This is a genomic window from Nocardia sp. FBN12, assembly GCF_050320175.1.
Classification (GTDB): domain Bacteria; phylum Actinomycetota; class Actinomycetes; order Mycobacteriales; family Mycobacteriaceae; genus Nocardia.
In genome coordinates this window covers 154,142-172,946 of record NZ_CP190048.1, presented here as the reverse complement: position 1 = coordinate 172,946, position 18,805 = coordinate 154,142, and the positions used below count along the sequence as shown (strand labels likewise).

General features: G+C 65.2%; 24 protein-coding genes. 17 read left to right on the top strand and 7 right to left on the bottom strand.

What is annotated here, in order from left to right; translation table 11 throughout:
* The first annotated feature begins 53 nt into the window (after nt 1–53).
* From thyX to ACQHI0_RS00820, 12 genes are all read left to right on the top strand, one after another.
* Nucleotides 54–944: an FAD-dependent thymidylate synthase gene (thyX, locus tag ACQHI0_RS00875; RefSeq protein WP_427906029.1), complete on the top strand. Its 891-nt coding sequence runs from the start codon at nt 54–56 to the stop codon at nt 942–944.
* Nucleotides 944–1,207, top strand: coding sequence for a hypothetical protein (locus ACQHI0_RS00870; RefSeq protein WP_427906028.1), 264 nt, complete (start codon nt 944–946; stop codon nt 1,205–1,207). The genes thyX and ACQHI0_RS00870 overlap by 1 nt, the downstream gene beginning before the upstream one ends.
* Before the next feature lie 90 nt (nt 1,208–1,297).
* Entirely contained in the window at nt 1,298–2,179 is an 882-nt protein-coding gene (locus ACQHI0_RS00865; RefSeq protein WP_427906027.1) for an SPFH domain-containing protein, read from the top strand.
* Complete coding sequence (locus ACQHI0_RS00860; protein WP_427906026.1) at nt 2,176–2,709, top strand: hypothetical protein; 534 nt, start codon at nt 2,176–2,178, stop codon at nt 2,707–2,709. Before ACQHI0_RS00865 ends, ACQHI0_RS00860 begins: the two co-directional genes overlap by 4 nt.
* Entirely contained in the window at nt 2,709–2,915 is a 207-nt protein-coding gene (locus tag ACQHI0_RS00855) for a hypothetical protein (RefSeq protein ID WP_427906025.1), read from the top strand. Before ACQHI0_RS00860 ends, ACQHI0_RS00855 begins: the two co-directional genes overlap by 1 nt.
* 2 nt (nt 2,916–2,917) lie before the next feature.
* Nucleotides 2,918–3,316 (top strand): DUF6915 family protein, encoded by a 399-nt coding sequence (locus ACQHI0_RS00850; RefSeq protein ID WP_427906024.1) that lies wholly within the window; start codon nt 2,918–2,920, stop codon nt 3,314–3,316.
* The gene (locus tag ACQHI0_RS00845) at nt 3,313–3,852 is read left to right on the top strand and encodes a hypothetical protein (RefSeq protein ID WP_427906023.1); all 540 of its coding nucleotides are present in this window, start codon (nt 3,313–3,315) and stop codon (nt 3,850–3,852) included. The genes ACQHI0_RS00850 and ACQHI0_RS00845 overlap by 4 nt, the downstream gene beginning before the upstream one ends.
* A 2-nt stretch (nt 3,853–3,854) precedes the next feature.
* Complete coding sequence (locus ACQHI0_RS00840) at nt 3,855–4,304, top strand: hypothetical protein (protein WP_427906022.1); 450 nt, start codon at nt 3,855–3,857, stop codon at nt 4,302–4,304.
* A 16-nt stretch (nt 4,305–4,320) separates the two neighbouring features.
* Nucleotides 4,321–5,529, top strand: a complete 1,209-nt coding sequence (locus tag ACQHI0_RS00835) for an RtcB family protein (RefSeq protein WP_427906021.1) — start codon at nt 4,321–4,323, stop codon at nt 5,527–5,529.
* Nucleotides 5,530–5,534: 5 nt separating this feature from the next.
* On the top strand, nt 5,535–6,230 hold the full coding sequence (locus tag ACQHI0_RS00830; protein ID WP_427906020.1) for a nucleotidyltransferase domain-containing protein: 696 nt from the start codon (nt 5,535–5,537) through the stop codon (nt 6,228–6,230).
* Entirely contained in the window at nt 6,227–6,817 is a 591-nt protein-coding gene (locus tag ACQHI0_RS00825; RefSeq protein WP_427906019.1) for a metallophosphoesterase, read from the top strand. The genes ACQHI0_RS00830 and ACQHI0_RS00825 overlap by 4 nt, the downstream gene beginning before the upstream one ends.
* 75 nt (nt 6,818–6,892) lie before the next feature.
* The gene (locus ACQHI0_RS00820; RefSeq protein ID WP_427906018.1) at nt 6,893–7,399 is read left to right on the top strand and encodes a hypothetical protein; all 507 of its coding nucleotides are present in this window, start codon (nt 6,893–6,895) and stop codon (nt 7,397–7,399) included.
* Nucleotides 7,400–7,526: 127 nt separating this feature from the next.
* Here the strand turns inward: ACQHI0_RS00820 and ACQHI0_RS00815 are convergent, their stop codons facing one another.
* Both ACQHI0_RS00815 and ACQHI0_RS00810 read right to left on the bottom strand, forming a co-directional pair.
* On the bottom strand, nt 7,527–7,727 hold the full coding sequence (locus ACQHI0_RS00815; RefSeq protein ID WP_427906017.1) for a hypothetical protein: 201 nt from the start codon (nt 7,725–7,727) through the stop codon (nt 7,527–7,529).
* Between the two features lie 46 nt (nt 7,728–7,773).
* The gene (locus tag ACQHI0_RS00810; protein WP_427906016.1) at nt 7,774–7,962 is read right to left on the bottom strand and encodes a hypothetical protein; all 189 of its coding nucleotides are present in this window, start codon (nt 7,960–7,962) and stop codon (nt 7,774–7,776) included.
* A 213-nt stretch (nt 7,963–8,175) separates the two neighbouring features.
* Here ACQHI0_RS00810 and ACQHI0_RS00805 point away from each other — a divergent pair, with 213 nt between their 5' ends.
* Nucleotides 8,176–8,370: a hypothetical protein gene (locus tag ACQHI0_RS00805; RefSeq protein ID WP_427906015.1), complete on the top strand. Its 195-nt coding sequence runs from the start codon at nt 8,176–8,178 to the stop codon at nt 8,368–8,370.
* A gap of 93 nt (nt 8,371–8,463) precedes the next feature.
* Here the strand turns inward: ACQHI0_RS00805 and ACQHI0_RS00800 are convergent, their stop codons facing one another.
* From ACQHI0_RS00800 to ACQHI0_RS00790, 3 genes are all read right to left on the bottom strand, one after another.
* The gene (locus tag ACQHI0_RS00800) at nt 8,464–8,703 is read right to left on the bottom strand and encodes a hypothetical protein (protein ID WP_427906014.1); all 240 of its coding nucleotides are present in this window, start codon (nt 8,701–8,703) and stop codon (nt 8,464–8,466) included.
* A 323-nt stretch (nt 8,704–9,026) separates the two neighbouring features.
* A complete protein-coding gene (locus ACQHI0_RS00795) occupies nt 9,027–9,632 on the bottom strand; it encodes a DUF2637 domain-containing protein (protein ID WP_427906013.1) in 606 nt (201 codons plus the stop codon).
* 75 nt (nt 9,633–9,707) lie between these two features.
* Nucleotides 9,708–11,042, bottom strand: coding sequence for a site-specific integrase (locus ACQHI0_RS00790; RefSeq protein WP_427906012.1), 1,335 nt, complete (start codon nt 11,040–11,042; stop codon nt 9,708–9,710).
* Between the two features lie 489 nt (nt 11,043–11,531).
* On the opposite strand from ACQHI0_RS00790, the gene ACQHI0_RS00785 reads away from it, so the two are divergent.
* Both ACQHI0_RS00785 and ACQHI0_RS00780 read left to right on the top strand, forming a co-directional pair.
* A complete protein-coding gene (locus ACQHI0_RS00785) occupies nt 11,532–14,102 on the top strand; it encodes a hypothetical protein (protein ID WP_427906011.1) in 2,571 nt (856 codons plus the stop codon).
* Nucleotides 14,099–14,980, top strand: coding sequence for a hypothetical protein (locus tag ACQHI0_RS00780; protein ID WP_427906010.1), 882 nt, complete (start codon nt 14,099–14,101; stop codon nt 14,978–14,980). The genes ACQHI0_RS00785 and ACQHI0_RS00780 overlap by 4 nt, the downstream gene beginning before the upstream one ends.
* 51 nt (nt 14,981–15,031) lie before the next feature.
* Here the strand turns inward: ACQHI0_RS00780 and ACQHI0_RS00775 are convergent, their stop codons facing one another.
* On the bottom strand, nt 15,032–15,685 hold the full coding sequence (locus tag ACQHI0_RS00775) for an NADPH-dependent F420 reductase (RefSeq protein WP_427906009.1): 654 nt from the start codon (nt 15,683–15,685) through the stop codon (nt 15,032–15,034).
* 22 nt (nt 15,686–15,707) lie between these two features.
* Nucleotides 15,708–16,268 carry a TetR/AcrR family transcriptional regulator gene (locus ACQHI0_RS00770; RefSeq protein WP_427906008.1) on the bottom strand — a complete coding sequence of 187 codons (561 nt, stop codon included), beginning with the start codon at nt 16,266–16,268 and terminating at the stop codon, nt 15,708–15,710.
* Nucleotides 16,269–16,410: 142 nt separating this feature from the next.
* Between ACQHI0_RS00770 and ACQHI0_RS00765 the strand changes: the two genes are divergently transcribed.
* Together ACQHI0_RS00765 and ACQHI0_RS00760 are read left to right on the top strand one after the other, a co-directional pair.
* Nucleotides 16,411–17,157: an SDR family oxidoreductase gene (locus tag ACQHI0_RS00765; protein ID WP_427906007.1), complete on the top strand. Its 747-nt coding sequence runs from the start codon at nt 16,411–16,413 to the stop codon at nt 17,155–17,157.
* 221 nt (nt 17,158–17,378) lie between these two features.
* Nucleotides 17,379–18,665 (top strand): GNAT family N-acetyltransferase, encoded by a 1,287-nt coding sequence (locus tag ACQHI0_RS00760; protein WP_427906006.1) that lies wholly within the window; start codon nt 17,379–17,381, stop codon nt 18,663–18,665.
* Nucleotides 18,666–18,805: the final 140 nt, after the last annotated feature.

Genomic DNA, 18,805 nt, shown 5'->3' with positions numbered 1-18,805 from the left:
TGTGCGTTTACACCTTCCGTTCCGAGGTTTTACGCGGTTTATAGGCTTCGGTCATGGTTGTGTTCGCCCCACTGAGCGTCGAGCTGATCGCGGAAACCGACTTCGTCGTCCCCGCCAGCGTCGACTACACCCTCAACGCCGATGCCGCAGACAACGGCGAGGAACTGGCCGTGTTCGCCGGGCGCGTGTGCTACCAGAGCTTCGGACGCCCCAACACCCGAACTGCCACCGCCGCAGGCTATCTGGCCAACATCCTCGACCACCGACACCTGTCGGTCCTCGAACACGCGACGGCCACCTTCTACATCCAAGGCGTGACCCGCGCGCTCACCCACGAACTGGTACGCCACCGCCACCTTTCGCCCTCCCAGGTGTCGCAGCGCTTCGTCGACGACCGCAACCTCGCCTTCGTCGTCCCACCGCTCTATGACGCTGACCAGGAGGCGCTCGCGGACCTGAACCGGCACGCAGAGGATGCGATCAGCCGGTACCGCAACCACGTACAGCGCTACCTCGATCGTGGCGTCGACCGCAAGCAGGCCCGAGAGGCCGCCCGAGCGTTCTTGCCGGAATTCACCGAAACCAGAATCACGATCTCCGGCAACTATCGCTCCTGGATCGAATACCTGCTCAAGCGAGACTCCCCCCACGCCGATGCTGAACATCGACGTCTCGCCGCCGAGATCGGTCACCAGCTGGCAGCCAAGGCTCCCAACGTTTTCGGGCCCGCTGCGCGCGCCAACTGGGTGCCTGCGCTCTCGGCCTCCGAACAGGTCACCAAGGTCCGTGAGTCGCTAGCTGGCTATCTGAGCACCTTCTCCTCGATCACGATGTCCAGCGAATCCGGCACAGGCGGGGCATGGATCGAATCGCCACGCGGTGCTGAGGTCTTAGACCTGCATGAATTGGCGCATCTCATCGTCGCCGACCTGCGAGCCGCGTGATGCTGCCCTCTCAGCGTTATCCCCAACGGTGGGACGTCGACGTCGACATCAGCATCGGCCAGTTCGAGGCCGCCCGGACCAAGGGATCTGCGATCGGCCGCGATGCCTGCGCGACCGTGCCCGACGAAGTGCTCGTCGAGGAGCTGGCCCACATGACCGGATTCGGCATGCCCACCGATCGGATCTCCTCACGCCTGGGCATGTCGGTTGACGCGCTGGAGCGTCGCCTCCTGCGCGATCACTCCCTGGCTCCCGGTGCGTGATGGGCCTTCTGCTCTGGCTTGTCGTGCTCTCCGTGGCCTTGATCTACCTCAATTCCCAACCTCCCCATCCCCCGTTTTGAGAAAGCAGTCATGCCTTTCCTTTTCGTCACCAGCGTGATCCTCGCGCTGATCGCGTTCGCCGCCCTGGTCTTCTACAAGCTGGCCGGCCACCGCGACCGCCCCACCGCAGCGGTCGTGTTCGTCGCCACGGGCCTGCTGGCAGTTCTCGGTCTCGGCGCGGCCTCGACCACGATCGTCGGCACCCGCAACATCGGCGTGGTCACCTCCTTCGGCAAACCGGTCTCAACGCTGAGCAACGGCCTGCACTTCATCGCCCCATGGCAGCGAGTTCCCGAGCTGTCGGGAACTATCCACACCGATTCACAGGTTGGCGGCTGGCGCGAAGGACGCTGCGACGGCGGCACCTCGGTCCGCCTGGCAAACGGCTCGACCGCCTGTGTGGACAACACCATCAGGTGGCGACTGGTTCCGACCGCCGCCGACGAACTGTTCAGGGACTACCAGAGCGACGAGCGGATCCGCGAATCGCTGGTCACCCGCGAACTCAACGCGGCACTCAGCGAAGTCTTCGCCGGATACAACCCCCTCGACGCCAACGCCCCCAAACTGCCTGATCTCTCGGCCGCGGTAACCAGCAAGATCCAGGCCAAGATCAAGGCCCAGGTCGACGTTCAGAACGTCATCATCGCCCTGCTTCATTTCGACAACCAGACCCAGGACCGCATCAACGCAGTTCAAGCCCAGCTGGCGAGCACCCGCATCGCCGAGGAGTCCCAGCGCACCGCCGCCGCCCAGGCGCAGGCCAACCGCGTGATGGCCGACTCGGTGAGCCGTGACCCGAATGTGCTCGTCGCCCGCTGCCTGGAGCTAGTCGCCTCCGGTCACCAGCTGCCCATCGGCTTCCAGTGCTGGCCCGGAACCAACATGCCCGTGACCATCCCCGCGCGATGAACCCGCACCACCCGTCGATCCCGCTGAGCAAGGCCGCCGATATCCCTGATGTCGTGCTGCTGACCATCATCCAGCTCATCAACGGGCGCAACGGCAGCTGGGCCACGCTCGGCGAGGTCGTCTCCGATCTCACCCATTACGGCTTCGACGCTGTCGCCCGACCGGATGAGCAGCGCCCCTACCCGGTGCCGCACAAGCTCGCGTTGGCCAAGCTGCGCCGACTCCACACCAAGGGGTGGATCGACGGGTGCACCTGCGGCTGCTACGGAGGTTTCTACCTCACCAAATACGGTGTCGCACGCATGCACCCGCAGCCTGCAGTCACACGCACACCGCAGCGGCGCAACAGCAAGCCACCAGCCGGGTACCTGCTCGGCTTCCATGACGCACTCGGCCGCCAGTTCATGGAGCAGCTCCCCGCCCCCTTCCTGACGCGCACCGAAATCGGACTCGAAGCCCAGATCGCCCGCGAAACCATGCCCGAAATCAACTGGGACGGCTACGCCCTCTACCCCGTCAAGGACCTGTGATGGCTGAACAAACCCTGCCCGACATCGTCGTCATCGACCACACCGCGCGCACCTTGCACGTCGACGGTGAGGAATTCCCCTGGCACATCACCGATTCGGGGCCCAACTTCGAGATCGACGACGCATCCGGCATCGCACTGATCACCGTGACCTTCATGGCCGACAGCGTCACCGAAGTCGGAACACCTGCGCCCACCGAGTCCTAGCGGTGGCGCAGTCATGGGTGCACGCCCAAGCCAGCGCCCGCCACTTCGGCGGCGCACCGGAGGACTACATCGCCATCCACGAATGGATCGACGCCTTCAAATCCATCGTTGGCGACGTCACCCACCGCCAGTACCGGCACAACAGCCACGGGCCCTGGATGGCGCAAGAAGTGTTCGGCCGCACGATCACCAACTCCGCGAACAAGCCCATCCTCGTCCGCGACATCGCCGAGAACCACATCCTCGAAGACCTCGGCTGGCTCCCCTCACCGGCCGATTGGTCAGCGTGCCTGACCTGCAAAACCTGGATGGGCGGCAAACGCAACAAGTTCATCGGCCGTGAGGAGCTGCTCGCTTCCTCTCTGCCACATCCCAATCGAGCACACGGAACGGAATCATGACCGCTACACCAACCGAGCTGGCCGGCCGCCCGATCACCGGCGACGTCACCCACTACGCCGATGCTCCCGTCGAGCAGCATCCGATCGCCGCACTGATCGAACTGCTCGACTCGCTGCTTGCCCTGCCCGGCACCGAGGCTGTGAGATGGGAGCAGTTCACGCCCTACTTCAACGACGGTGATGCCTGCACATTCTCTGTCGCCGAACCGTCGCTTCGCGTGAGTCCGCCTACATCTGACGACGCGGACCCCAAGACCAGCACCGCGCCCGACAACTCTGACGAGGACGAGGACGAGGGAGACTTCATCGACCTGTGGTCCCTGCAGTACTACAACGACCCCAACCGCCACGACGAGGAAGGTTGGACTCCCCGCTACCCCGAGGCCACCGCTGAAATCGTCGACGCGCTCGAGAAATTCAGCAACGCCCTCCAGTCGGGCGCCTACGACACCGACCTTCACACCCACTTCGGCGACCCGGCCCAGGTGACCGCCACCGTCGAGGGCTTCAACGTCGAGCACTACGACCACGACTGAACATGACGACTGAGATCCCCTCGCGGACCGTGGGTGGCTTCACGGTCCGCGGGGACGATTGCCCCCGTTGGACTCTCGGCCCGCTCGTTCAGCTGCCGATCGAGGAACTGTTCATCTTCCTGCGCGCCGTCCTGGAATGCGAGCAGATCGAATCCGTGCATTGGCGCGCCTTCACGCTGGAAACCCCCGAGCCCGACGGCAGCTACCGCTATCACATCGAGGACCCCGACTTCCGACTTGTCGGCTACGACGATCCCCTCACCTTCGGTGAGCTGCAACAGATGTGGGGCGACGAACCCAACAACACCACCTGGCAGCTGGTGAAGCTGTTCGCCAACGAACTCGTCGACGGCGAATACGCCGTGGCCATGCTCTCGGACCTCGGCGTCAACGTCGAAGTCAGCGCCACACCCGACGCACTGCTCGTCGAGCCAACCGAACCCGACTACTGAAAAGGACTGCACCACAATGTTTCCCGTTGCACTGGCCGGAGCCAAAGCCCCCACCCTGATGTGGGCCCACGAGCACGAGATCGAGCCCCAGGCCGCCGCCCAGCTGCGCAACATCGCCGCGCTTCCCTGGGTCCACGGTGTGCGGGTCATGCCCGATGTCCACCTGGGCAAAGGTGCCACCGTCGGCTCGGTCATCGCCATGCCCGACGCAGTCTCCCCTGCCGCTGTTGGCGTCGACATCGGCTGCGGCATGGAAGCAGTTCGCACCGACCTGACCGCTGCCGACCTGCCCGACGACCTGCGCTCGCTGCGCAGCCGGATCGAGGCCGCGGTGCCGGTCGGATTCCATAGCCACGAAGATGCCGTCGATGTGAAGCGCCTGCCTCTCGGTGCCCGGCGTCTCGCCTCGCCGGTCCTCTGGCAGCGTTTCTGGTCCAAGTTCTCCGACCTGCATCCCGGTGTGCAGCAGCTCGAATCCCGAGCACGCAAGCAGATCGGTTCCCTCGGCTCGGGGAATCACTTCATCGAAGTTTGCCTCGACCAGGACGATGCCGTGTGGGTGCTGCTGCACTCCGGGTCACGCAACATCGGCAAGGAGCTGGCCGAACGGCACACCAAGATTGCCCGGGACCTGCCGCACAACCAGGACCTGCCCGACCGCGACCTGGCTGTATTCCTCGCTGGCACACCGGAGATGGTGGCCTACCGCCACGATCTGACATGGGCCCAGGAGTACGCCGCCCGTAACCGCGCGGTCATGCTCGCCCTGGTCTGCGAGTCCATCCGCGCCGAATTCGGTGACCGCCCTGTCGGTTTCGATGCTCCGGTGTCCTGTCATCACAATTACGTCTCCGAAGAGGAGATCGACGGTGTGCCGATGCTGGTGACCCGCAAGGGCGCCGTGCGCGCAGGTGCTGGAGACCTGGCGTTGATCCCCGGGTCTATGGGCACCCGCTCCTACGTCGTGCGCGGCAAGGGCAATCCTGCCTCGTTCCAGTCCGCCTCCCACGGTGCCGGCCGCCGAATGTCCCGCTCGGCCGCCAAGCGCCAGTTCACCGTGGAAGACCTGATCGCCCAGACCGAAGGTGTCGAGTCCCGCAAGGACGCTGGCGTCGTCGACGAGATCCCCGCTGCCTACAAGGACATCGACCAGGTCATTGCCGCCCAGACCGACCTGATCGAGGTGCAGCACACGCTGCGCCAGGTCCTGTGCGTGAAGGGCTGACCGCGGTGAAACTTCTTCTGGAAGGTGTCGTCGGGTCGCAGGCCTTCGGGCTTGCCGGGCCTGACTCAGATACCGACTATGCCGGAATCTACGTCGCGCCGACCGTCCTGTTCCACGGCCTGTATCCACCTACTCGCGCCGAGCTGACGGTGAAAGGCCGCAACGGGGACGATGCGACCTACCACGAGGTCGGCAAAGCAATGGGCCTGCTGTTGTCCTGCAATCCGTCCGCGATGGATCTGTTGTGGCTCGACAACCACCTCGTACGGACCCCGTTCGGTGACGAGTTGATCGGACTACGGACGAATTTTCTTGGGGCCGAACGGATCCGGAATGCCTACCTCGGATACGCGACCAGCCAATGGGGCAAGCTCGTTCGCCGCGGCCAGGCACCCGAGAGCACATCCGACCGCCGCCGCGAGAAGCATGCCCGCCACATCGCCAGACTGCTCGAGCAGGGCTACGAGCTGTACCGGGACGGTCGCCTCACCGTCCAGGTCCGCGACTCGGACAGGCTGATGGAGTTCGGCACATCGGTGCGCAACGACCCCGAGGCGATGTCGCTCAAATACCTACTGGGCATGTTCGTTGACCTGTTCGACACCACCACCCCGGCCGTGCCGACCGAGGCCGACCCAGCACCGATCGTGGATCTACTACACCGGATTCGCCGCGCCAACCTCGACGGAGTCGCCGCGTGAAGACCTTCTACACCTCCGACCTTCACATCGGGCACGCCTGGGCCGCCGAGACCCGCGGCTACCCCAGCACCGAAAGCCAGGACGCTGACCTGGCTCGTCGCTGGGATCGCGCTGTCGGACCGAAAGATCAGGTGTGGGTCCTCGGTGATATCAGCATCGGCGGAAAGAAGAATGAACTGGCCGCGCTGAACTGGCTTTCGGCGCGTAACGGGACCAAGCACCTGATCACCGGCAACCACGACGGCTGCCACCCGATGCGAAGCAGGGCAGCTAAGTGGCAGGCCGAATACCTTCTACATGCCTTCGACTCGGTACAGCAGACCGCGGTCCACAAGATCGCAGGCAGCCGGGTTTGGCTGTCCCACTTCCCATTCCGGCACGACCCGGAGGGCGACCACACCGAGGAGAACCGGTTCGAAGAATGGCGAGTGCCCGACATCGGCCAATGGCTGCTACACGGCCACACCCACTCGGACGCCCGAGTCCGAGGCCGACAGTTACATGTTGGGGTCGACGCCCACCACTTCACACCGGTGCCGCAGACATGGGTGGCGCAGATGGTTTCGGCAGCATATGACGCGCCGTGACGCGACACTCCGAGGTCGGAACACTTCTACGGTGAAGTCGCGACGAGACAATCCCTGAACGGCTAGGGTCGCCGTGTGTCCACCTCAGACATTGCCGCTGTGGTTGGAGTACTCGTCGCGGTAATTGGGGTCACCGTCGCGGTTGCCGCTCTTCTGTATTCCCGCCGTCAGGCCTTTGCTGCTGAGCAGGCGCTGAACACGAGGCGAATCGACAATCCGGTTTGGAAGATCTACCGGACAAGGTCCGCAGAAGGCCAGACCTCATACACCCTGGTCAACATCGCTCGGGGCATCAGGCATAACGTCAAGGTCCGCGGAGAACGGACCAATCAGCTGCTCGGCACTTTGAAAGCTGAACAGCAACACCAAGTGTCGGTCGACAATGGGACCGACCCCGCGTACGTGTGGATGCAGTGGCGTGAAATGAATGTGGATGTCGGTACTACACGCTGGTATCCCGTCCACGTGACGTGGGATGAACCGCTGCCGCCAGCACCCGGACCACCGCCGATCAACCATTATCGGGTGAGTGAATGGCGAAGTGGCCAGGAAGCGGAGCGGGAATGGTGGGAACAGCGGTAGCGCTGTAGTCTCGCTATGCACTCGCACTGGGCGAGGATGTGCTGCGCCTCCGGCCGTATACCCAAGCGCATGCTGGTTCGGCCCATCCCCTTCGGGCCGGACCAGCGCCCGGGTCGGCCGCGCAACGCTACCGGCGATTGGCGACGATGTGCGCCAGCCCTCCGAAGGCCGTCATGATCACCCCGATCAGCGCAACCAGCAGGAGCCGGTCAGCTGGCCGGTCGACCGGGGCGGCCACGAGGACAACGGCTGCGACCGTCAGTCCAGCTACGGCGGGGAGAGCTGTAGCGACCAGTCGAATCCGCGCGGTGATATCCCGGTCGCTCATAACGGCAGTGTAGGCCGAATCGGCGGTACCGGCCGGATCGAGTCAGCTACTCCGGCAGGAACTCTCGCGGGAAACGATCAGCCAGCTCGGGCGATCGGCTCAGCAGCAGGGCGATCGAGAACCGGGTGAGGTGTTCTGCACACAACGCCGTCGGGCCGTCCGCGGTCGTATCGCCGGGCTGGATGAGCGCAACGTCGCCAGGTTCATCGCACACGTCGCAGGTCATAGTGGTCATGCTGTACATCCTTCACTGCCGATTTATGGCACGTCGAGGTGCCCGTCGACGCTGTTGCGTCGCGGGGGTAGATTCGCACATGTGTTCGAGAAATGGCCGGTCGACTCCTCACCCGCACCGTGGCGTGTCGTAGACCCGCCGCAGCGGGTACGGGTCGCCGCCAGCGTTGCGATTCCGACGCGGCCCAGGCACATCGGAGTCGAAAAGGTGCCGATGAGGGTTCGTCTGGGAGGCCTACGCCTGGCGAACGACGTTCCGGGGTGGCTCTACGCCTGGGTCCAGCTCAACGACGGCCGGTGGATAGCCCTGGTGGTGTTCACGCTCGTGACAGGCAACGGTCACGGGCAACTCCAGATGCAGCAATGGTGCCCAGCGCACGCCCTTACACCAGCCGACGAGAGCCGCTGATTATCCTCTAGTGGTTTTCCGGTCGGATTCTTCCGATGTGATTCCTTGTGCGATTAGTTCGACGTCTGCGCAGGCACGGGGCCATTTCGGGCCCTACTTGCTTGCCGCCTGATCGGCGAGATGCTCGAGAAGCGAGGGCGGGATAGGCACAGTTCGTCGGCTGGCCTCGGCGACTTTTCGCTCAAGGTCGCCATAGGTCATGTCGCGGCGGATGCCAGCGATCGCCAGGTCCACCACTCGCTCAGCGTGTGGAGCGCTTGAGCGCTTCGCCGCGGCGCGGAGTTGCTGCGTCTGATCTGGCGACATCGCCGTGTGCTCGTCTGCGTGGTTCATCGACACCTGCCTTGTGCAGTCGGATGCGGTACACCACGAATGGTGCACGGCGTGAACAGTATTGCGCGTCAAGGCTCCGGCGGAGGCACTCCCGACGACTCCCCGGCTTCATTGTTTCGAGTTCGGACAATCGGGTCAGTGCGCGGGGGCGACACTGACCGGAGATGGGTGCGTGGCCGGTCGGAACGAATGGGAACGTAACCGGCCGGTCCACCCATGGGCACGCCGAGGCCCGCCGGTACGCGACGCACAGGCACTCGAGGTGTCTGCGGTTGCGCGACCTGCGTTCGCGGGGTGGTGCTGGGTTGACCGGCCGGGCGCAGTCAAGCGGTCGCGAGGACTGCCTCGATCACCTCCGGTGCAACGTTGTCGGCCGCCACGATTGGTAGGTCACGCTTCACGAGCGATGGGCGAACCGTGCTCTGTTCAACTTCGGGCACGACGGTCGTTGCCGCTGCGGCGGCCTCGAACGTGAGCAGCTCGGTGTGCAACGCCGCGTGGGCGGTCCGCTTGGAGTCGTTGACGAGCAGGACGGTCAGATGGGTGGACAGCAGCAGCCACAGCGGTGGGATCGCAGCGATGACCATGGCTACGACGGAGTCGAGGTTGGTCACGCTGCCAGCGCCGAGGTAGGCGTGTACGACGTTGCCGGTGGCCGAGGTGAGCATCGACAGGATCATCAGCACCCAGGCGTAGGCCGCGCTTTTGCCCGAGAGGCTAACGGTACCTGCGGTGGCTGCGAGGACAAGGCCTTCGAGGACGATGGGCAGGAGCCATGCCTGGTAGTCGGGTACGCCGTGCGATCCGGCGAGGTCTGTCAATGCGACCACCGACATCGCGAATGCGCCCAGGTTGACGACGACAGTGGAGGCTGTTGAGACGTGCACCCATCGCGTTTTGGACAGGGTGCTGTGGATAGAATTGAACATGCCGGGGAGTACCTTTCCCTGGTGTGAGAGCCCCCGCAGAAGCTTTGACGGTGTCTGCGGGGGTTTCTATTTCGGTTACGCGCTCAGCTTGAGCACGGTCGGGCCGGGTAGCCCGAGGTTCATCATTTCGTCGAGCTTGTTGAGTGCGGCTGAGGCGATCTCGTGGTCGACGTGGGTGTAAATGTCGGTGGTGCCGAGGGTGGCGTGGCCACAGATTTTCTGGATGGTTTGCGGGTGGACGCCTGCTTCGGTGAGCAGGGTGACGGTGGTGTGGCGGGTTTCGTGGACGACGAGGTCGCGCGGCAGGCCGGCGGCGATGACGGCGTCCTTGAACATCTGCCATCCATAGCGGGGTGGAATCGGACGGGCTTCTTCGTATCGAGGATCGAAGAACACGAGGTTGTGGCGGTTGCCTGGGACGCCGCGAGTCTTGCGGGCTTGAACAGTGAGGAACGCGGCGAGCTGAGGAGTCAGGGGCAGCTTGCGGATCGAAGCCGAGGACTTGGGGCGTGAGAGGAACAGGGAGTCGACGAGGTGATGGACTTTGTAGTCGGGCCGGAAATCGAAGTATCCGTCCGGGCACCGGAAGCCGCGGATCTTGCGGCAGGGCCAGCCGTTGTCGGGGTGTTCATCGCCGCAGCCGTGCAGCTTGTGGAAGCTCTGGAGCTGCCAGGTGACGTCGACTGTGCCGTTGGTGCCTTCGGCGTTGGTGGGGAGGTCGACGCGGTCCCAGGTCAGTCCGAGGCTTTCACCCATGCGTACGCCCGTAAACAGCAGCACTGCCAGGACGACGGTGAAGTCGCTCTGGCTGTCGTAGGCGGTCCGTAGCAGGTTCATCGCCTGGGTCGCTGTCATGGCGCGTCGGTTGGACGGCAGCGCCTTCGGCGGTGTCGCAATCTCGGCGACGGAACGGTCGACACGTTCACGCTTGAGGGCATCGCGCAGGCTCGCGTGCATGATGCGGTGTGCCAGCCGCGAGGTGGAGATGCCGTCGTAGCGACCCGAGCTGCCTTCACGGACGCGGATCACGATCGCGTCATACATGTTGTCGAGGTCGTCGACGGTGAGGCGGCGCAGCTGGATGTCGCCGATCAGCTCGATGATGTGGTGGTTGATGACGGACTTGTAGGACGAGACGGTCTTGGGTGCAGACCTGCGGGCGACGATGTCGGTGAGCCAGGTGCGCATCCACTCCTCGACCGATCCGCGTTCGCCGGTCGGCGAGAGGCCCGACAGTGCGCGGTTGTACATCACGCGCAGCTTGTCGAGGGCCTGGCTGTAGTCGGTGGATGTGGCTTCGAGCCGGGGTCCGCCGGTCGGGTTCTTCTGTCGTGCCCGGTACACCTTCTTGGTCTTGTCGAAGGTGCAACTCGGTGCACCGTTGGGGACGCGGCGGATCAGCTTGGTCACTGGTTCTCTCTGGGGATGAATGGGTTTTCCGGATTAATTACCCGGATGAATTACTGGGCAGTTATTGGCAACTACCCATTTCCTACTACCCATAAATACTACCCACATCTATTCGCACGCAACTGCGATCTACACCCTGCAACTACACCCATGACCTGGCGTTTTGCTGCGGCGAATTTCTCTGAAATGCCTGGATAGCGCTATTCCGCATGACTCTTAATCAGCGGGTTCGGGGTTCAAGTCCCTGATGGCGCACAACAGGAAGCCCTTGACCAGGTCCAACGGTCAGGGGCTTCCTTCGTTTCCCTGTCGAACCGGGCCGCCGCCAAGAAATAGCCACCGGGATCGAGATCCACTGCAGCCGTATCGTTGTGGCGCGGTCCAGCACGCATCCAGCTATATTGCCTCTGTGCACGCCGGATCGATTCACGAGTCGCTGCCATTCGCCGTGAATCCCGCACTGACAGCGACAATCACGGCCGGCCGCTGGTGACCACGCCGGAGGACGACGAACCACGCCGTGACGGCGAGCTGGCGATGCTGGCCGAATTCTGCCGCGGCGACCAGCCATACCTGTGGGTTCAGGGCGCACCGTGGGCGGGCAAGACTGCGTTGCTGTCGACGTTCGTGCTGAACCCGCCACCGGATCTCACCGTGATCGGGTTCTTCGTCACCAATCGGCTCTCAGCCCAGCGTGACCACACCGCCTTCACCACCGCGGTCCTCGACCAGCTCGCCATCTTGCTACCCGACCGCCGGGATCAGATTCTCACCGCGGCGGTCCACCGCGACGGCCTGCGCGCCGAACTGCTCACCGTCGCCGCCGACCGCGAAGCCGCCGCCGGACGACAGCTGGTGCTGGTGGTCGATGGCCTCGACGAGGACCGCGGACACCCGCCGATCATCAGCCTGCTGCCCACACAGGTCTGCGGCAACCTCCGCGTCATCATCTCGAGTCGGCGCGGAGCACGCCTGCCCATCACCCACGACCACCCACTGGCCGCCGCTTCGCGCTACCAGCTCCCCGACTCCGCGTTCGCCGCCGACATCCGCGAACTGGCCGTCACCGAACTCGAAAGCCTGCTGAACGGGCCCGCCCGCCACCGCGCGCTGCTCGCACTGATCACCGCGGCCAACGGTCTCACCATCGGCGAACTCGAAGAACTCACCGACCTGGCACCGTCCGAGATCCACCCGCTGCTCGACGACATGACCGGGTGGGGTTTCCGGGCCGTCACCGCCACGGACGGCGACAACCCTGCCGATCCGGTGTACACACTCGCCCACGAGACCCTGGTCGAGATCGCCCAACGACGCCTCGGTACCCAGCTGATGGCCGCGAGCCGCGACCGACTGCACGAGTGGGCGCAGAGCTACCGCGACGAACACTGGCCACCATCCACACCGGAATTTCTGCTGCGTCGCTATTTCACCATGCTGCAAACGACCGACGATGTGGCCCGAATGGTCATGTGCGGTACCGATCTCGCACGCCGACAGCGCCTGCTCGAGCTGTCCGGCGGTGACGCCGCAGCGTTCACCGAGATCCTCACGAGCCAGGATTCCGTCGCTGCTCAGCAGGACCCCGAGCTGATCGCGATGGTGCGTCTGGCCATCCACCGCACTCATCTCCGCGACCAGAACAGCACGACTGCGCCCGGATTTCCCGTCGTATGGGCACTTTTGGGGCAGGTCGACCGGGCCGAGGCCATCGCCCGTTCCCAAACCGACCAGCAGACGAAGAATCAAGACCCCCGGTCGCTGGCGTCGGTAGCCGAAGCGACCGCCGAATACGGTGACCTCGACCGCGCCGAAACCATCGCCGACTCCATCACCGACCCCGAGTATCGGGCGTCGGCGCTGGCAGTGGTGGCCGGGGTCATAGCAGCCGCCGGCGGCATCGATCGCGCGTCCACCCTGATCGCGCGCGCCGAGACCATCGCCGACTCCATTACCCAGCCAAGGGAGCAGGCGTACGCGCTGACGTCGGTAGCTGAGGCCGCGGTCAAGGCCGGTGACCTCGACCGAGCGGCCGCCTCGATTGTGCGCGCCGAAACCATCGCCCGTTCCATCACTGACCGCTATGCACACGCGTCGACTCTGGTGTCGGTGGCCGTCGCCACCGCGAAAGCCGGTGATCCCGAGCAGGCTGAGGCCGTCGCCAACGCCATCACCGACCCCGAGCGCCGGGCACGGGCGCTGGTGTTGCTGGTCGAAGCCGCGGTTGAGGCAGGTGACGCTGACCGCGCCCAAACCATCGCCGACTCCATCGACTACGACTATTGGCAAGCGAAGGGACTGGCGTCGGCGGCCGGAGCAGTAGCCAGGGCAGGTGACCTCCGCCGGGCGGCGACATTGATCACACGCGCCGAGACCATCGCCGATTCCCTGACCAAGCTCGAACTGCGGGCGTGGGTGCTGGTGTCGGTAGCGGAAACCGCAGCGAAAGCCGGCGATTTCGATCGCGCGGCCGCCCTGATCACGCGCGCCCACATGATCGCCCACTCGATCCCCGCCGACTCCTGGCTGATGCTCGGCCAGCAGGCGCGGGTGCTGGTGTCGGTGGCTGACGGTGCTGCCAGGGTCGGCGACTTCGCCCGCGCCGAGTCGATCGCCAACTCCATCGGCGTGGTCAGACACAAGGTATGGGCATTGGCGTCGGTGGCTGAAACCGCCACGAGGGCCGGCGATTTCGATCGCGCAGCCGCACTGATCACGCGCGCCGAAGCCATCGCCCGCTCGATCCCCGACCCGTCCCGGCAGGAACGCACCGTACATACCTTGACTTCGGTGGCCGCCGCCGCGATCGATGCTGGTGATCGCGATGGAGCACGCGCGCTGATCGCCCGCGCCGATGCCATGAGCCGCACGATCACCAGCCATGACGAAAAGAAACAGGCCTTGTCTTGGGTGGCCATCGCCATCGCGAAGACCGGCGAATTCGACCGAGCTACGGCCGTCGCCGAGTCCATCGCCGATCTCTACACGCAGGCGACGGCACTGAAGTCGGTGGGTGAAATCGTTGGAAGGCCGGTGAATTCGACCGAGCGGAAGCGTTGATCGCGCGCGCTGCGGACATCGCCCGCACCCTTACGCTGTCCGCACAGCAAAACCGCTACCAACGGGCGAGGAGTCTGGAGTCATCTGTCCGGGTAGCAGCTAGGACCCTCGACTTCGACCGCGCCCGAACCGCCGCCGAGACCGGCGACCTCGACGGCGCCGGAACTCTCGCCGACTCCCTGTCCGACACCGAGCAGCAGGCGCGCGTTCTGGTGTCGATGGCTGACGCGGTAGCTACGGCCGGCGATGTCGATCGAGCAGACGCGTTGATCGCACGTGCCGAAACGATCGCCCACGCCGTTCACACCAGCAGCGCCATTCGCAACAACCTCGAGCAAGCGAGAGCTGTGCGCGTCCTGGGGTTGGTGGCTGATGCCGTAGCCAGCATCGGTGATGTCGACCGCGCACGCGACTTCATCGGACGGGCCGAGGTTGTCGCCAACGCCATTACCGACGCCCACCAGCAAGCGAGCGCGCTGGTGTCGGTGGCGGAGTCCCTCGCCATGACCGGTGATGCCGATCGAGTCAGCGCGTTGATCGGGCGAGCCGAGGCCCTCGCCCACTCCATCAGCAACCGCTACACACAGGCGCGGATTCTGGTGTCGGTGGCGGAAGCCGCAGCCAAGATCGGCGACGTCGACCGAGCAGAATCCATCGCCGAATCCATCGATATCCTCGCCACCCCTGACGAGCATGCCCAAGCTCTCCTCGCGGCAACGGCGACTCAGGATTCGCGTCGCCGCACGCATGCGGTGGCACGGGCCTTGCGGATCACCGACTGGCACGTTCCGATCAGGCACCTGATCGAGATAGCACCCGAGGCCACCGCGGCTGTCGTCGCCGAGCTCGACGCCGTAACAAGACTTGATGCCTCGTAGATCAGGCCCTCCGCACCACTTGCCGTCGGCGGCTTCTTGCCGAATCAGCCTTCAGGCCAAGATATTTCGTCGCGCGGCGGCGAGATTGGCAATCAGTTCCGCACGCGTCTGGGACTCGTGCGCGACCCACGCGGGCTGGCCAGGACCGCTACGCCAGGATTCGCCGAGCGGGCTGTTGTCGACGGTGTCGAAGCCGAATTGGTCGTACAGCCGTGTCACGAGATCCACCGCCTCGGGAAAGTCACTCGACGCCGACAACGCCAGCCGCCCCGGAGTCCCCGCAGGTCGACCCGCTGTGGTGATGCGCGGCGCCTGGATATGCGTGAAAGCCTTGACCACCTTGGACGTCGGCAGGTGATCCTGGCGCAGCTCGTGCACCGTCTTCGCGCCTGATTCGACCGCCGGGAACCGGCCGTCGCGCCACGCCATGTAGTTGTTCGTGTCGAGGACGATCTTTCCCGCGAGCTGGTCGACGGGCATGTTGTTGACCAGCTCGAGCGGGACAGCCACCACGACGAAGTCACCGGCCGCCGCGGCCTCGGCCGCACCCGCGGCGCGCGCCGACGGACCGAGTTCGGCGATCAGGTCACGGAGGGTCTCGGGTCCGCGGGAGTTGGCGATGACGATGTCGTAGCCGTTCGCGATGGCCGCACGGGCGATCTGGCTCCCGACCTCGCCTGCGCCGATGATGCCGATAGTTGTCACGGTGCCTTCCCCGGAAATGGTGTCAGCGCGCGAAGGCGCGGTCGATCATCTGCAGCACCGCGCTCTTCGCACGCTGTAGCTCGTCGTCACCGATGCCTGACTTGTGCAGGAATTCGATTCCCTGCATGACAGCGATCAGTGCGCGGGCAGTCTGCTCCGCATCGATGTCGGCATCGATTTCACCCGCCTCCTCAGCCAGACCGAGCTGCCGAACGAACAGTTCGAGCGTGCCGTTATAGGCCTGGCAGGCCATCGCCCTGACCTGCTCGTCTTGTGAGCTCAGCGCCGCGGCGCTGTTGGCCATCAGGCAGCCTTGCGGTGGTAGCTCCAGGCGGCCGCCGTCCTCGAAGGTGACCGCCGAGGCGACTGCGTGCCATGGGCTCGGGTCGGCAGCAAGAGCGCCCTCGAGTCCAGCGGACTGACGGGCGCAGTAGTCCTCCAGAATCCGGACGAACAAGTCGTGCTTGTTGCCGAACGCCCCGTACAGGCTCTGCGTCCCGACCCCGGTCGCGTCCGTCAGGTCCTGGACCGACGTGGCGGCGTAGCCATCGCGCCAGAACCTCGATCGCGCGGCAGTGAGCACAGTCTGCTCGTCGAACTTCCTCGGCCTGGCCATCTCTCGACCGTAGCAGTTATGGAGGGAGCATTCAATAATTGACAAAGTCCAGACGCGTCTGCAATTTTTGAGGGAACACTCCATAACTCGAAAATCAAGGATGACGCACATGGCGACAGGACCACTCGAAGGCAAGACCGCGCTGGTGACAGGCGGATCCAGGGGCGTCGGCGCGGGCATCGTCGCCCGATTGGCCGCCGACGGGGCACGGGTGGCATTCACCTACGCGAACGCCAAGGAGAGCGCGCACGACGTAGTCACCGCCGTGGCCGCGACAGGGGGCGTCGCCCACGCGATCCGCGCGGACAGCCTGGCCGAAGAGGATGTCGTGTCCGCGGTCGCGCACACGGTCGACCGGTTCGGCGGGCTCGACATCCTGGTCAACAACGCCGGCGTCGGAAGCTTCACCGAGATCACCGAGCTGACGATGACTCAGATCGACGCGATGCTGGCAGTCAACGTGCGGTCGGCGATCGTCGCGATCCGGGAATCGCTGGCACACTTGGGCGAAGGCGGGCGGATCATCAACATCGGCAGCATCAACGCCGACCGCATGCCGTTCCCCGGCGGGTCGATCTACGCCATGACCAAGGGCGCACTGTCGAGCCTGACCCGCGGACTCGCCCGCGAGCTCGCCCCGCGCGGAATCACCATCAACAACGTGCAGCCGGGCCCGGTCGACACCGACGCCAACCCGGCCGATGGGCCTGCCGCGTCGGCCATGCTCGGCGTGATGGCGGTCGACCGATTCGGGACCACGGCGGAGGTCGGCGCTTTCGTTTCCTTCCTCGCCGGGCCCGAGGCGGCCTACATCACGGGCGCCAGCTTGAACATCGACGGCGGATTCGGCGGCTGACGGTGCGGTGTTAAGATCATGCGTCCGAGTTCGACGTGGTGCGAGAGATTGGGAGGTGAGTTGATGTTCGCGGTGAAGACCGCTGCCCTGTGCAGCGCCCGGACCATCCTCACGTCCCGGGCCCCGGTCTGACGGACTTCCCTCGCCGATAGCGGCGCGAGCCAATCGGCTCGCAGCCGGTTCGGCGTTCAAGCCGGGGCCCCTTTCCCAAGGGTCTCACTATGTATTCATCTTCTCCGTCCTCATCCGATCTATCCGCTCTCGGTTGGGACGACTCGTTCGCCGCGCTGTTCGTAGCGCACGCGATTGCTGGTCTCGTTCCGGCTCGCGTGGTGCGGGTCGACCGCGGCCGCTGTGACACATTGACCGCGTCGGGTCCCGTCCGCGCGGCCAGCGCGGCCGTGGTCTCCCTCGACCCCGCCCATACTGTGTGCACAGGCGACTGGGCAGCGCTGCGGCTGGAGCCGGAGCCGGAACTGGTGGCGCTGCTGCCACGGCGCAGCGCGATCACCCGGGCCTCGTCGGATCGAACCTCCCACCAGCAGGTCTTGGCTGCCAACGTCGACACCGTCGCCATCGCTGCCTCGCTCGCGGCACCGCTGAACGCGGGCCGGGTCGAGCGGCTACTCGCGCTGGCCTGGGACAGCGGTGCGAAACCGGTCGTCGTACTCACCAAGGCCGACGTCGTCGACGATCTCGACGCGGCCGTGGCCGCGCTCACCTCGCTGGCACCCGGCGTGGACATCGTCACCACCAGCGCCACGACAGGTACAGGTCTAGACCTTCTGTCGACGGTGGTGACCGGGACCACGGTCTTGCTCGGCCCGTCGGGTGCGGGAAAGTCCACGCTCGCCAACGCCCTGCTCGGTCGAGAGCATATGGATACCAACGAAGTTCGGGCCGGCGACGGCAAAGGCCGGCACACCACCGTGCATCGCGAGTTGCTGCCGCTGCCCGGCGGCGGGTGCTCATCGACCCGAAACGGAGAAAACTGTTTTGAGCACTCAGAACAACTGGACCACCCGCGCCGAGACCGACGGCGACATCGCGCGATCCGCAAGATCAACCTCGCCGCGTTCGACACCGCCGAGGAGGCCGACCTCGTCGACGCTCTGCGCGCCGATCCGGCGTGGATAGGCAGCTTGTCGATCCTCAGTGCCGGACTCGACGGCGAGCCCGTCGGTTACGCATTGCTGACCCGCTGTCACGTCGACGACACCCCGGCGCTCTGCCTGGGACCGTGCGCCGTGCTGCCCGAATACCACAGGACCGGGGCGGGCTCCGCTGCCATCCGTGCCGCGCTCGAGGCCGCTGAGCAGGCGGGCGAGCACTTCGTGATCGTTCTCGGACATCCGACCTACTACCCGCGGTTCGGGTTCACCCGCGCCTCGGAGTACGGCATCCGGCTCAGTATCGATGTCCCCGACGAGGCATTGATGGCACTGAGCCTCGGCTCCGAACAGCTGCCCAGCGGCACCGTCCGCTACGCAGCCCCCTTCGGCATCTAACCGAGCAGCTCCCCTCCGCCCTATCCCGAACAGACCGCATCCCGGCAGTTACCACAACCGCCGGGATGCGGTCGTTGCGCTGCGGGCCGCCCGCCGGACAACAGTCACGATCTCGTTATCGGATTGCCACGGACAAGCCA

Excerpts from the sequence above, each read along its gene's own strand:
- thyX (WP_427906029.1), top strand. The coding sequence starts at position 54 with ATGGTTGTGTTCGCCCCACTGAGCGTCGAGCTGATCGCGGAAACCGAC.
- ACQHI0_RS00870 (WP_427906028.1), top strand. The coding sequence starts at position 944 with ATGCTGCCCTCTCAGCGTTATCCCCAACGGTGGGACGTCGACGTCGAC.
- ACQHI0_RS00865 (WP_427906027.1), top strand. The coding sequence starts at position 1,298 with ATGCCTTTCCTTTTCGTCACCAGCGTGATCCTCGCGCTGATCGCGTTC.
- ACQHI0_RS00860 (WP_427906026.1), top strand. The coding sequence starts at position 2,176 with ATGAACCCGCACCACCCGTCGATCCCGCTGAGCAAGGCCGCCGATATC.
- ACQHI0_RS00855 (WP_427906025.1), top strand. The coding sequence starts at position 2,709 with ATGGCTGAACAAACCCTGCCCGACATCGTCGTCATCGACCACACCGCG.
- ACQHI0_RS00845 (WP_427906023.1), top strand. The coding sequence starts at position 3,313 with ATGACCGCTACACCAACCGAGCTGGCCGGCCGCCCGATCACCGGCGAC.
- ACQHI0_RS00840 (WP_427906022.1), top strand. The coding sequence starts at position 3,855 with ATGACGACTGAGATCCCCTCGCGGACCGTGGGTGGCTTCACGGTCCGC.
- ACQHI0_RS00835 (WP_427906021.1), top strand. The coding sequence starts at position 4,321 with ATGTTTCCCGTTGCACTGGCCGGAGCCAAAGCCCCCACCCTGATGTGG.
- ACQHI0_RS00815 (WP_427906017.1), bottom strand. The coding sequence starts at position 7,727 with ATGAGCGACCGGGATATCACCGCGCGGATTCGACTGGTCGCTACAGCT.
- ACQHI0_RS00810 (WP_427906016.1), bottom strand. The coding sequence starts at position 7,962 with ATGACCACTATGACCTGCGACGTGTGCGATGAACCTGGCGACGTTGCG.
- ACQHI0_RS00805 (WP_427906015.1), top strand. The coding sequence starts at position 8,176 with ATGAGGGTTCGTCTGGGAGGCCTACGCCTGGCGAACGACGTTCCGGGG.
- ACQHI0_RS00800 (WP_427906014.1), bottom strand. The coding sequence starts at position 8,703 with ATGAACCACGCAGACGAGCACACGGCGATGTCGCCAGATCAGACGCAG.
- ACQHI0_RS00795 (WP_427906013.1), bottom strand. The coding sequence starts at position 9,632 with ATGTTCAATTCTATCCACAGCACCCTGTCCAAAACGCGATGGGTGCAC.
- ACQHI0_RS00765 (WP_427906007.1), top strand. The coding sequence starts at position 16,411 with ATGGCGACAGGACCACTCGAAGGCAAGACCGCGCTGGTGACAGGCGGA.
- ACQHI0_RS00760 (WP_427906006.1), top strand. The coding sequence starts at position 17,379 with ATGTATTCATCTTCTCCGTCCTCATCCGATCTATCCGCTCTCGGTTGG.